Here is a 12,717-nt window from a genome sequence, read left to right as displayed (position 1 = left end):
CCCGGAGCGAGCACGCAAAAGGCTGTCTCGTGGGGTGGGGAGAGTGATGCGGCGTTTTCTGGCTTCAACATCGCGGGTTGGTTACTGTGCCCCGCTGTGTTCGATCCTGGCCTGAGCCTGAGCGGATTCGTCGTCGGTGTTCTCGTGGGGCTCACCGGAGTCGGCGGTGGCGCCATCATGACGCCACTCCTGATTCTGCTCTTCGACATCAAGCCCACCCACGCGGTGGGTACGGATCTCGCCTACGCGACCATCACGAAGATCTTCGGCTCGTACTCGTACATCCGCCGCGGCCAGGTCAACTTCCCGTACGTTCGGTGGTTGATCGTCGGTTCCGTTCCGATGTCGTTGTTCGGCGTCATGGTGTTGATGCCGTGGCTGACCACGCAGGGCATCAATATCGATGATCTGATCGCGCGTGTCCTGGGCGTGATGTTGCTGATCGTCGGAGTGGTGAGCATTCTCGAGCACGGGCTCTTCAACGGGCAGCTCCGCGATTCTCGGCTCATTCGGAACCGGCATGTGCAGAAGAGGTTCAAGGAACCGATTCTCGTCGTCGGTGGCGGATTGATCGGTCTCGGCGTCGGCCTCACGTCTGTCGGATCCGGTTCCATGCTGATGGCGATCCTGCTTCTCGTGTCGGAGCTCCCGATCCTCGTGCTGATCGGTACGGACATCGTGCACGCGACAATCCTGCTCGGCGCGGCCGGCCTCGCGCATTGGTCGCAGGGGCACACGGACTGGGCGATCGTATTCGCGCTTCTCATCGGCTCCGTTCCGGGTGTCTGGGTCGGGAGCCGACTTTCGCAGTACGTCCCTGCAAGCCCTCTGCGCATCCTGCTCGCACTGATCCTCATCGGGACCGGGATCAAGCTGTCTCTCGGGTAGCCTGTTATAGCCAAGCCCGATGAGTGGGCTGAGTTCGATTGGGCTGTACCTGCCGCGCCACCAGATCGCGCGCGACGACAGGGCCGTCGCCGCCGCGAACGGTGACGAGGATGCATTCACGATGGCCGTCGAGGCGGCTCATCGGTGTCTGGAAGAGGTCGAGCCTCTCACTTTCGGCGGCCTGTTCTTCGCTTCGGTTACATCTCCATATCGTGAGGCTCAGCTTGCGAGTGCCATTGCGACCGCGTGCGATCTGCCTCGCGACATCGTGACGGCGGACTTCGGAGGCTCGCCGCGTGCCGGCCTCTCCGCGCTGATCAGCGCCGTTCGAGCGGTCGACGGTGGGGTCCGCAAGGTTCTGGTCGTGGCGGCGGATTGCCGCCTGGGTGGGCACGGAGACGGGGCGGTCGCGGCCGTCGTCGATTCGAAGGCGAGCCTCTGCGGGTTCCTCGCGACGGCCGCAGTCGCCGAAGACGTGACGTTCCAGGGAGCCGCGGAGCGGGTCGAGGACGAAGCTGCGCGGTCGTTGCGGGACCTCGCGGAGGTCGTCGAGCGTGTCATCAACGAGTACGGCGTCGGCGCCGACCAGCTCTCCGCACTGGCGCTCGGAGGATCCGAAGAGGAAGGTGCGGTCCGGTTGGCCGAGATGGTGGGCATCGACCCGAACGCGCACCTCGTCTCTTCACACGTTGCGGAGGTCGGTGCCCTCGGTTCGCCCGAGGCGCTGTTCCAGCTAGCCGTTGCCCTCGAGCGGGCGGAGCAGGGTGATCGAATCGTGGTCGCGTCGAACGGGGAGGGGGCGGAGGCCGTTTTGTTCGAGGCCATGGCCGGCGCCGGCGCCGGCCGCCCAGCGGTACGCGCGATCCTCGACCGGCAGTTGCCGCCATCGTCGCCGACCGACGCGTCGGTCGGACCGCTCGTGTGGGACGAGTCCTTCCGGGCCGAGCCTGCCGACGAGCGGTCGCTTCAACAGACCACGCGGCTGTACGGCACGCGGTGCGCGGCGTGCCATGCGGTGCAGTTCCCGCAAGCCGCTGAGTGCTCGGCGTGCGGAACGAAAGACGGACTCGAGCCGGCGAAGCTGCGGAAGTGCGGACACGTCACGTCCGTCGACCCTTCAACGGGCGCGGCCATGGTCGAACTGCAGGACGGCGGGTGCCTCCAGGTCGCGATCACGGATACCGCCTCGGCCGCGGTCTCCCCCGGGGGGGAAGTGCGCCTGACGCTTCGCCGGAATTCCCCGGGTGCGGCCGCGCGCTACACGTGGAAAGCGCGCCTGCCCTGACTCGGGTCGCTCAGCGTCCGTTGTCGTCGGAAGGCGGGGCCTTTTGGTCGAGCCAATCCTTCAGCTCTTCGGCCGCGCGCTTGCGGAATTCTTCGTTCACATCGAACCGCTCGAGCGCGAGCTTGAGTGCGCGCGCCGCGGTCTCGACGGGGTGCTCCTTGAAGAACGCGCCGACTTCCTTGCGGTGATCCTTCGACTGGAGGAGGGCCGTAGCCTCGATGAGCCGTGAAGCCATCATGGGCGGTAGGCGTCCGCCGAGTGCTTCCCAGTGCTTCTGGATGAACGCCCAGGCGAGCGGACGGGCGATGCGATTCGACAGGTAACGGATGAGGAGAAACCCGACGTCCTGCGTCGGCACTTCCGGCGTGAGCGTGATTCCCAGGCCCTGTTCCATCGAGCGGGTCTGGCGGAAGTCGCCCAAGGCCTGCTGTAGGCGGCGCCGTTCCTGCGGAGTGCGGGTGTTCTCGACCGCGCCGCGCATGCGGGTGAATCGTTCGTAGTCGCCTTCGCGGGCTGCGATGCTGACGAACGAGTCCGCGAGGTTGGGGTCGAGCGTGGTGGCGTCGTCGAGGTAGGCGTCGAGCCGGGTCGACGCCTCGGCGGCGATTTCCCGGTTTTCGGCGAGCACGCCGACGAGCCGGAAGAGCGAGGCACGCCTCAGAGCGCGCGCTTGTGCTTCGTCGGGTTCGGCGTCCCACCCGAGTTCGGCTCGGGCCGGTCCGAAGACGCTCTCGAGCCAGGCGTGAAGCTGCTCGCGGCTGTCCGGGCCCGCCGCGTCGACGACCTGGTCGTCGAGGAACGAGAGCGGACCCACGAGAGTGTCGAGAACTTCGTACTCTCCCTCGTGGCGACACGCGTCGACGAGGGCGAGGAAGCTCGAAAGCGGCGCACGTCCGGCGCGAACGATCGCCCACTGATGTCCTGCGAGGCCCATGCGCTCGACGGGCTCGAGGTGGGACTGGAAGTTCTCGGTCAGGCTGGCGAGACACTCGTCGTCGTGGAGGGGGCGGTAGAAGCCGCCTTCCGCCGCGTTGCCGTAGTACCACGCCGGCGCGGCGTCTCCCTTGACGGTGATCCGGTCGCGGGCCTTCTGGACAAGGGCGCGCTCCATGCGGGTGCCACGCGTCGGCTTCGGCACTTTCACCACGAGCGGGAGCGGCCAGCTGGTTGCGCCGCCGGCGGGCACCTTCGTGGTCGGGCTCGCCTTGAACCGTTCCTGGCGCACGGCGAGCTCGGGCGTGGTCTTCTCCTCGTCCCGCGCGAACGTGACGATCGGGAAGCCGGGCTGCTTGATCCAGGCGCCCGCGATCTTCTCGACGGGTTGGTTCGAGGCCTTCTCGAGTGCTTTCCACAGATCCGCGGCGACGGCGTTCGATTCGGCGTTCTTGGCGATGTACTGCCGCACGCCTTTGCGGAACCTCGCTTCGCCGAGGTAGCTCTCGAGCATCCGCACGACGGACGCACCTTTTTCGTAGGTGATCGCGTCGAAGTTTTCGGTCGCCTGCGCGGCGTTCGCGACTTCCGCGTAGATCGGGTGGGTGTTTGCGAGCGCGTCCATGCCGAGTGCGGCGGACCGATGCGGCTCGAAGTTGTTCCACATCCGCCACTCGGGCTTCCAGTCGTCGATGATCTTGAACGCCATCCAAGTGGCGAACGCCTCGTTCAGCCAGAGATCGTCCCACCACTGCATGGTGACCAGGTTGCCGAACCACATGTGGGCCAGCTCGTGGGCGATCACCTCGGCGACGCGTTTCTGTTCGGCGACGGTGATGGTGTGCGGATCGACGAGGAGCAAGGTTTCGCGGAAGAACACCGCGCCGGCGTTCTCCATGGCGCCCGCCTCGAAGTCCGGGACGGCTACGAGGTCGAGCTTTTCGTACGGGTACGGGATGTTGAAGTAGCGCTCGAGCCGCTGCAGCGACGCGATGGCCGTCTCGAGCGCGAAGGTGGCCATGTTGGCCTTGCCCGGTACGTGCCACACTCGAACAGGCACGGTGCCGAGATGCCGCTGCTCTTCGCTCTCGAGCTCGCCGACGGCGAGCGCGCACAGATACGTTGAGAGAGGCGGCGTCTGAGTGAAGTGCCAGGTCGTCGTCCCGTTCGTGTTGTGATCGGAGCGTCGGACGGGGTTGTTCGAGACCACGGTCAATCCGGAGCGGACCGTCACTGAGAACGTGAAGCGAGCCTTCATCGCCGGCTCGTCGAAGCACGGGAAGCAGCGCCGGGCGTCGGCGGCTTCGAACTGCGTGAAGGCGTAGCGGCGATTGCCGCTCTGTGCGGCGTAGAGCCCGCGAAGTCGTTTCTGCAGGGCGCCGTGGTAGGCGATGCTCAGGGTGTAGCGGCCAGGCTGGAGTGAGCGCGGAAAGCGGATCTCGACGGTCTCGCGCGACGGGTGCGCGGTGAACTCGGTGGCCTCGACCGGGCTGTGCGAGGCTGCGTAGCTCGGTTTGCGCGGGGCGCCGGCGGTCTTGGTCTGGCCTTCCCCGCGCGGGGTGATCTCGGCTCGGTCGAGTTCGAGGTCGGCGGCATGGACCTGGATGACGGACCGGCTGCGATCGAGGGTAATCTCGATGATCTCCTCACCGCGAAAGATGCCGCGGTTGAGATCGGGCACGACGTGGATGTGATACGCTTCGGGCCGAACGTCTTCGGGGAGCCGGAACGATCCGTCGCCGCGTCGGATGACGGGGGCCGTGGTTTTGGGACCACCTTTGAGGGCGCGCCCGGCGCCTCCGCGACGAGCGAGGGCGGCCTTCTTGGCGGCAACCTTCTTGGCGGCCGCAGCCTTCGCTGCCGGTGTCTTGGCGGTCGTTTTCTTCTTGGCCACGGGAGCTTTCTTGACGCCCTGCGTCGTGGAGGGGGTGGCCTTTTTTCCAGTGCTCGCCTTTTTCGCTTTAGCGGCGGGCTTCTTGGCGGTCTTCACGGCCTTCTTGCTCGAGACCTTCGTCTTGTTGCCGGCCTTGTGTCCGCTCGGCTTCGAAGAGCCCCCCGAGGTTCTCCCGGATTCTCTCAAGTGCTTCCTCCAATTGCTGGCAGACTTTTTGCCGTCTGGAGGGCGGTCGCGCAAGGGTTGGTGCGTCAACTCCGCTGGAGGGGCCGAGGGGGAAGAAAAGGCGAAACCGGAAAAGTCGCCCACAGTGTGGGATGGATTTCCCTCTGATCCCGCCGGAAATACCGGGAATCAGAAAGTTATTTCGTCAGTGGCCTTTGTGGTGATCGGCGGCTGTTTGGGCGACATCTGCGCACGATTCGGACCTCGCTTCGAGCTTCTCGAGCGAGGGACCGCCCTGTCCGGCGCTATTGTCGAGTCGGATCAGGTCTCCGGGCGCGACCGCCGGCATTTCCTTGAAGAAGAGCGACGTCACGCCGCCGTCCAGGCCGCTCGCCGGGGCGAAGGTGACCATTTTCATCATTGGCTCGATCGAAACCACGCAGCGGGTGTTCTCATCCCCGGCGGGTTTGCTCGTCGTCGCGGCACAGCCGGCCGCGGCCAGACCGACTAGGACCAGCCCGATCGACCACCGAATCCGAGCCGCGGCATGCCGGGCTCCTCCCAAACGTATCGAACCGTCCAACATCAGCGAGAGGATGCTCTGCGCGGGCGTCGGTTGCAAGATCGCGCCAAGTTGCAACTTACGGCGGGTAGCGCGTAGTCGGGGGGGATGCGGTGGTTGCTGGCGGTCGTGTTGGCGTCGGGGTGCGTGGCTCGCTCGCCCATCGTGGCCCTCGTCGCGGAGCCGCGCGCCGAGCTCACGTCGACCGTTTACGACTTCGGCAGCGTGCCCATCGGCGAGGAGGTCCGCCACGTCTTTCCGGTTCGCAACGGCGGCCGGAAGCCGCTCACGCTCGTTCCCGGTCGCAAGGAATGCGCGTGTACCTCCGCGGTCAGTCCGGGCGGCACGGTCGCGGCCGGCGACGCGGGCTGGGTCGAAGTCGCCTTTGCCACGAAGGGTGCCGGCGGGAAGCGCGCGCGCACGGTGACGATCGAGACCAACGATCCCGAACGCCCCGAGCTCGTGCTCACGCTGCGCGGGACCGTCCGCGTGGATGTGAACGTCTCACCCGACCGGGTGTTCTTCGGCCGCGTGCCGCGCGGAGCTTCGCGGCAGATCGAGGTCGACATCGCGACGGCACCTGGTGTGGCAATCGAGAAGATTCGCAAGGACAGCCGGCGCTTTCGACTTCGGGTGGAGCAGGGGTCTGCCTCCGGGGCGGGGATCCGGCTAATCCTCTCCCTGAACCCCCAGCGTCGCCGAGGACCCTTCGATGACACCGTCATCCTCGAGACGAGTAGCGCGCGGCAGTCGACGATCGAGCTTCCGGTGTTCGGCCTCATCGAGTAGTGCGGTCGTGAGCGACCGGGGGCAGCGCTTCAGGCCTTCTTCGGGCGGACCTTCTTCTTCGCTCGGGTTTTCGCGCGGCTGGTCGTCTTGGCGACCTTGCGCACCGCCTTCTTGCGGCGTTGGGCCCCGTCGAGTTCCGCGCCCAACTCGTCGAGTCGGGACGCGATCGAGTGGAGCCCCTGCGCGAGGTCGAGGACGCGGCCTTCCATCATGCCGACCTTGCGCTCGAGCTGATCTTCCTCGCCCTGGAGGCTGTCCCCCTGCGCGTCGACGACACGACCCAGGCGCCCGACGAGGCCGACCAGCGCTTCGAGCTGGTCGGTGGCGCGCTCGAGGTGGTCGCCGGTCGTCCCGATGCGATCACCGAGTTCTCCGATGCGTTTCTCCAATCGGCGAATCCGCTCGGCGAGCAGATCCCGGGTTTCGGCGCGTGGTGCCACTGGAAAAGAGCATTATCAGCGGCGATGCTACAGCGACAAGCGGATGACGGACCCTTCGGACATGATCGGCAGGCGCTCGATCGAGGGTGCGGTCGCCCGCGTCGCCGCTCGGCTCCCGGACGAGAGGCGCGTGAAGGTCGCCGGTGCCCGCGGTCCGGCCCGCGCCGCCCTGGTGGCGCAGCTAGCGCGCTTCCTGTCCCGGCCCCTTCTGGTGTTCGCGGCGAACGTGGGAGAGGCCGAATTGCTCGCGCAGGATCTCCGGTTCTTCCTGGGAGAGGCGAACGACGCGGACCTGCTGCGCAAGCGGGTGCACGTCTTCCCGGCGTGGGACACCGCGGCCTTCGCGCCGATGTCACCGAGCCCCGAGACCATCGCGCAGAGAATCGAGGGGCTCTATCACCTCCGCCGGTCGCGCAACCCGGTCATCGTGACGACGCCCGAGGCGGTGCTCCAGAGGGTGATGCCACCCGCCGCGCTCGATCGTGCGGTCACGTACCTCGTGGAAGGCGAGGAGGTCGACCTCGCGGACCTCGCGGGGCGGCTCGCCGATTGGGGTTATCGCCGTCGCCCCCTCGTCGAGGATCGTGGGGAGTTCGCCGTGCGGGGTGGACTCGTCGACGTCTTTGTCACCGGGCAGCCCGATCCGCACCGCCTCGAGTTGATCGGCGATACTCTGGACTCGATTCGGACGTTCGACGCGCGGTCCCAGCGGCGGGTCGAGGCGTGTGAGGACGCGCTCATCCTGCCGGCCGCGGAAGTCCCCCTTGCGGCGCGGCAGGATCCCGCCCGTCTTCGCATCATCGAGGAGCGGGCGCGTGAACTCGAGATGCCGCGTCGGGAGCGACTCGCGCTGCTCGACGCGCTGGCCGAGGGCACCGCCTTTCCCGGTTACGAGGCACTCGCGCCGTATCTCGCGCCGCTGGTGCCGATGTTCGAGTATCTGCCGGCGGACACGGTTCTCGTGCGCGACGAGGAACTCGCACTCGTGCACGCGAGGGACGAAGCCTGGGAGAGCGTCCTCGAACACGCCCGGCTCGCCGATGAGGAGCGCCGGCTCTATCCACCCCCCGAAGCTCTGTTCCTGCCCGGAGACGAACTCGCGGAACTCGTCGCCGCATGGCCGTGCGTCGAGCTCGATTCGCTTGGGGTGCCCGACGGGACCGACGGGACTGAGGGTGTCGCCGTCCGCCTTCCGTTCGAAGTCCGTGACACGCGGCTGCTGCGCGAGAAGAGCCAGTTCGCCGCGGTGGCGGACAAGATTCGCGGCTGGGTGGATGCCGGCGATCGCGTTGCGCTCGTCGTGGGCTCCGCATCGCAGGCCGAGCGGCTTCGCAACGTCCTCGAATCGCAGGAGCTGATGGTACCCGTCGTCGGCGACGACTTGCCGACCGCGGTTCTCGAGCAGGACGAGCCCGCGGCGTTCATCGTGGAAGGGGAGCTCTCCGGCTCGGTCTGGCTCCCCGAAGATCGTCTCGTCTGCGTGGCCGAGCTGAACCTGTTCGGCGAGCATCGCAGGTCGCGGCGGCGGAAGGCGGTCGCGCTCACCCTCGACGAGGTGATGCGCAGCCTGGAGCAGCTGAAGCCGGAGGACTGCGTGGTCCACCTCGACCACGGCATCGGTCGCTACCACGGCCTCACCCATCTCACCGTGGCGGGGGAGGAGGGCGACTTCCTGCTGCTCGAGTACCACGGCGGCGATCGCCTCTATCTTCCAGTCGATCGGGTGAACCTCGTGCAGAAGTACGTCGGCGGGGACGGCAAGGATCCCGATCTCGACAAGCTCGGCGGCAACACGTGGGAGAAGGTCAAACAGAAGACCAAAGAGTCCATCCTGGCGATGGCCCACGAACTCCTCAATCTCTACGCCGTTCGCCAGCGGAATGAGAGCCACGCCTTCTCGTCGGACGATCCGTACTACCAGGAGTTCGAGGCGCGCTTCCCGTTCGACGAGACGCCCGACCAGGGGCGCGCGATTCGCGAGGTGTTGGCGGATCTCGGCAAAGGGCGCCCCATGGATCGCCTGGTGTGCGGCGACGTGGGGTACGGGAAGACCGAAGTCGCGATGCGGGCCGCGTTTGTCGTGGCCATGGAAGGGAAGCAGGTCGCAATACTCGTTCCGACGACCGTGTTGGCGCAGCAGCACACCGAGTCGATCCGGAAACGCTTCGCGGGTTACCCGGTGAACATCGAGATGGTCTCGAGCTTTCGGACGCGCAAGGAGAATCTCGGCGTCTTAGCGGGTCTGAAGGCCGGCAGTGTCGACATCGTGGTCGGCACGCATCGTCTCCTTCAGGCGGACGTGGAGTTCGCGCGGCTCGGGCTGCTGGTCGTCGACGAAGAGCACCGCTTCGGGGTGCGCGACAAAGAGCGCGTGAAGCAGATCCGTAAACTCGTCGACGTCCTGACGCTTTCGGCCACACCGATCCCGCGAACGCTCGAGCTGTCGCTTACCGGCATCCGCGACCTTTCGGTCATCGAGACGCCGCCTCTCGATCGCCAGGCAATCCGTACGTACGTGACGCGCAGCGAGGATGCCGTCATCCGCGAGGCTCTCCTGCGCGAGTTACGCCGCGGCGGGCAGGCGTTCTTCGTGCACAATCGCGTGCAGTCGATCGAGCGGACGGCGGAGAAGCTGCGGGCGCTCGTGCCCGAGGCGAAGATCGTCGTCGGTCACGGCCAGATGCGGGAGCATCAGCTCGAGAAGGTCATGATGGGCTTCCTCGAACACGAGTTCGACGTCCTGTGCTGCACTGCGATCGTCGAGTCCGGCCTCGACATCCCGAACGCGAATACGATCCTGATCAATCGCGCCGACATGTTCGGGTTGGCCCAGCTCTATCAGCTTCGCGGTCGAGTCGGCCGGTCTCCCGCGCGTGCCTACGCTTATCTGCTGATCCCCGGAGAGCAGATCCTCAGCAAGGATGCTCGCCTCCGGTTGCAGGTCCTCCAGGAGCTCGACGATTTGGGCGGCGGCTTCAAGATCGCCGCGCACGACCTGGAGATTCGCGGCGCCGGAAATCTCCTCGGGAAGAAGCAGAGCGGGCATGTCACAGCCGTAGGCTTCGAGCTCTACACCCGGATGATGGAGGAGGCGGTCCACGAGCTCCGGGGCGAGCCCATCGAGACGGACATCGAGCCGGAGGTGCATCTGGGGATCCCGGTCTACATCCCCGATTCGTACGTGAACGACGTGAATCAGCGGCTCGTGTGGTATAAACGGCTGGCTGCGCTTCGGCGGGCGGAGGACCGAGTCCTCCTCGCGGAGGAGCTTCGAGACCGCTATGGACCGATCCCGTCGATCGTCGACACGCTTCTGGATGTGATGGAGCTTCGCCGCCGAATGAAGATGCTCGGTATCCTCGAGGCCAGAGTCCGCGGTGCGCGGATCGGTGTCCGCTTCCACGAGAGTTCGCAGATCCCGGCGGAGAGCCTCGTGGACTTCGTCACGCTCGGTGGCAGTGGGCGGACGCTGCAGGCGGACGGGACCCTCACCGTGTCGGTGACGCAGGGAGACGAATTGCTCGGCGAGGTGTCGGAGCTTCTGTCGACGCTCGAGGGCCTGGGGCGCATCGAGCCCGCGGCTGGGCCGTTGGGTGAGACCGCGCCATGACGCAGGGGGGCGCCGAAGCGTGGGGCAAAACCTCCGAGGGGTCCGACCAGGCCGACCAGGAGGTCCAGGGCCCGCTGCCTTGGCTCGCGCTCGGGGCTCTGGGTGTCGTCTACGGTGACATCGGCACCTCGCCGCTCTACGCGCTGCGCGAGTGTTTTCTCGGCGAGCACGACCTGGCGATCACCGCGCCCAACGTGCTCGGCATCTTGTCGCTGATCTTCTGGTCGCTCGTGATGGTGATCAGCGTCAAATACCTCACGTTCGTCATGCGCGCGGACAACCACGGCGAAGGCGGGATCCTCGCGCTCCTGTCCCTGACGCAGGCCAGCCGAACCGATCGCAGTGGGCCGCTTCCGCGCTACGTCCTGTTGCTGCTGGGGCTATTCGCGGCCTCGCTGCTCTACGGCGAAGGCGTGATTACGCCAGCGATCTCGGTCCTCTCCGCGGTGGAGGGCCTCTCCGTCGCGACGGATGCGTTCGATCCGTTCATCATCCCGATCACGATCGGGATCCTGATCGGCCTGTTCACGGTCCAGTACCGCGGGACTGCGGGCATCGGCGCCGTCTTCGGGCCGATGATGTTGATCTGGTTCGGTACGATCGGCGTGCTCGGCGCAACGCAGATCTTCGCCCAACACGCCGACCACGTTTCCGTCCTGGCCGCACTCGATCCGAGCTGGGCGATTTCGTTTCTCGCGAACTCCGGCGAAGTCGGCTTCCTCGTGCTCGGCTCGGTGGTGTTGGTCATCACCGGCGGCGAAGCCCTGTACGCTGACATGGGCCACTTCGGCCCGCGGCCGATCCGACTCGCGTGGTACACCGTGGTCCTTCCCGGTTTGCTGCTGAACTACTTCGGGCAGGGCGTGCTTCTTCTCGAGCACGGCGCTGCGGTGCGGAATCCGTTCTTCGAACTCGCCCCGGAGTGGGGACTCTATCCCCTCGTGGCGCTCGCGACCGTCGCGACGATCATTGCCTCGCAGGCGTTGATCTCGGGATCGTTCTCGCTCACCCAGGCGGCCGTCCAGTTGGGCTACTCGCCGCGCTTCACGATCATCCACACCTCGAAGACGGCACACGGACAGATCTACATCCCGGCCGTGAACCGCACGTTGATGGTGTTCTGCATCCTTCTTGTTCTGGGCTTCCAGGAGTCGAGCGAGTTGGCCGACGCGTATGGCATGGCGGTCATGGGCACGATGACCACCACGACCTTGCTGTTCTACGCCGTCGCGCGAGAGCGCTGGGGCTGGTCACGTGTTCGTGCGGGTAGCGCCATCGCGGTCTTCTTGCTCTTCGATCTTACGTTCCTCGGCGCGAACCTCGTGAAATTCTTCGAAGGCGGTTGGTTCCCGCTGGCGGTCGGCGCGGTCCTTTTCACGGCACTGACGACGTGGAAGCGTGGTCGCGCTGAGGTGGGGCAGATCCTCCAAGGGACCCGCCTCCCTCTGGACCTCTTCTTGCGGGACGTCGAGGCGACGCAGTGCCACCGCGTGCCGGGTACGGCGGTCGTCATGACCTCCGCGCTCGACGGCGTGCCGAGCGTCCTGCTGCATCACTTCAAGCACAACAAGGTGCTCCACGAGCGTGTCGTCCTCATGTCGTTCGTCTCGGCGATCCGGCCCGAGGTTCCGAACGAGGACCGGGTCGAGGTCGACGAATCCGAACATGGCTTCTATCGCGTCCAAGCTCGGTTCGGATTTATGGAGGCCCCGAAGATCGATCTGGTGGTCGCGCTGTGCGCGGAGCATGGTCTGAAGCTCGATGTCGACCAGACCACGTTCTTTCTCGGGCGTGAGACGCTTCTCGCGACCGGGACGTCTCCGATGGCCACCTGGCGGAAGCACTTGTTCGCGGTGCTGTCGCGCAACGCGCCGTCCGCGACGGCGTACTTCGGTATCCCGCCGAACCGCGTCGTCGAGTTGGGCGCACAGCTCGAACTCTGACGCCCTGGGCTTGGGAGAATCGCAGCGCCTGCCGAGGTGTTCCCCGTGGCCGTTCCCGTCAGACGCGTGCTCGCGCGCTCCCTACGGGTCGAGCGGGACGTTCCCGATTTGAATGTCCTCTACCGCCGAGAGCTCATCGCGCTCGATCCGGACGGCGCGACCGATTCCGAGCAAGTGTGGGCCCGACTTACCTCGGGCACGGGGGTGT

The 12,717-nt window shown here is 66.3% G+C and carries 8 protein-coding genes; 5 read left to right on the top strand and 3 right to left on the bottom strand.

The window, feature by feature from the left end; all coding sequences use genetic code 11:
• Nucleotides 1-96: 96 nt before the first annotated feature.
• Together P8R42_15155 and P8R42_15150 are read left to right on the top strand one after the other, a co-directional pair.
• Nucleotides 97-888, top strand: a complete 792-nt coding sequence (locus P8R42_15155) for a sulfite exporter TauE/SafE family protein (GenBank protein ID MDG2305953.1) — start codon at nucleotides 97-99, stop codon at nucleotides 886-888.
• Between the two features lie 19 nt (nucleotides 889-907).
• The gene (locus tag P8R42_15150; protein MDG2305952.1) at nucleotides 908-2,173 is read left to right on the top strand and encodes a hypothetical protein; all 1,266 of its coding nucleotides are present in this window, start codon (nucleotides 908-910) and stop codon (nucleotides 2,171-2,173) included.
• A 10-nt stretch (nucleotides 2,174-2,183) separates the two neighbouring features.
• On the opposite strand, the gene P8R42_15145 is transcribed toward P8R42_15150, so the two are convergent.
• A complete protein-coding gene (locus P8R42_15145; protein ID MDG2305951.1) occupies nucleotides 2,184-5,000 on the bottom strand; it encodes a M1 family metallopeptidase in 2,817 nt (938 codons plus the stop codon).
• Nucleotides 5,001-5,370: 370 nt separating this feature from the next.
• Complete coding sequence (locus P8R42_15140) at nucleotides 5,371-5,787, bottom strand: hypothetical protein (GenBank protein MDG2305950.1); 417 nt, start codon at nucleotides 5,785-5,787, stop codon at nucleotides 5,371-5,373.
• A gap of 48 nt (nucleotides 5,788-5,835) precedes the next feature.
• On the opposite strand from P8R42_15140, the gene P8R42_15135 reads away from it, so the two are divergent.
• Nucleotides 5,836-6,516 carry a DUF1573 domain-containing protein gene (locus tag P8R42_15135; protein MDG2305949.1) on the top strand — a complete coding sequence of 227 codons (681 nt, stop codon included), beginning with the start codon at nucleotides 5,836-5,838 and terminating at the stop codon, nucleotides 6,514-6,516.
• A 29-nt stretch (nucleotides 6,517-6,545) separates the two neighbouring features.
• Here P8R42_15135 and P8R42_15130 read toward each other — a convergent pair whose 3' ends face one another.
• A complete protein-coding gene (locus tag P8R42_15130; protein MDG2305948.1) occupies nucleotides 6,546-6,956 on the bottom strand; it encodes a hypothetical protein in 411 nt (136 codons plus the stop codon).
• Nucleotides 6,957-6,999: 43 nt separating this feature from the next.
• On the opposite strand from P8R42_15130, the gene mfd reads away from it, so the two are divergent.
• Both mfd and P8R42_15120 read left to right on the top strand, forming a co-directional pair.
• On the top strand, nucleotides 7,000-10,566 hold the full coding sequence (gene mfd / locus P8R42_15125) for a transcription-repair coupling factor (protein ID MDG2305947.1): 3,567 nt from the start codon (nucleotides 7,000-7,002) through the stop codon (nucleotides 10,564-10,566).
• Nucleotides 10,563-12,509 carry a potassium transporter Kup gene (locus P8R42_15120; GenBank protein ID MDG2305946.1) on the top strand — a complete coding sequence of 649 codons (1,947 nt, stop codon included), beginning with the start codon at nucleotides 10,563-10,565 and terminating at the stop codon, nucleotides 12,507-12,509. The genes mfd and P8R42_15120 overlap by 4 nt, the downstream gene beginning before the upstream one ends.
• Nucleotides 12,510-12,717 lie beyond the last annotated feature (208 nt).

Source organism: Candidatus Binatia bacterium (assembly GCA_029243485.1).
In the GTDB taxonomy this organism is placed as follows: Bacteria; Desulfobacterota; Binatia; order UBA12015; family UBA12015; genus VGTG01.
This window is presented reverse-complemented; position numbering and strand designations above follow the sequence as displayed.

Excerpts from the sequence above, each read along its gene's own strand:
- P8R42_15135 (MDG2305949.1), top strand. The coding sequence starts at position 5,836 with ATGCGGTGGTTGCTGGCGGTCGTGTTGGCGTCGGGGTGCGTGGCTCGC.
- mfd (MDG2305947.1), top strand. The coding sequence starts at position 7,000 with ATGACGGACCCTTCGGACATGATCGGCAGGCGCTCGATCGAGGGTGCG.
- P8R42_15120 (MDG2305946.1), top strand. The coding sequence starts at position 10,563 with ATGACGCAGGGGGGCGCCGAAGCGTGGGGCAAAACCTCCGAGGGGTCC.
- P8R42_15150 (MDG2305952.1), top strand. The coding sequence starts at position 908 with ATGAGTGGGCTGAGTTCGATTGGGCTGTACCTGCCGCGCCACCAGATC.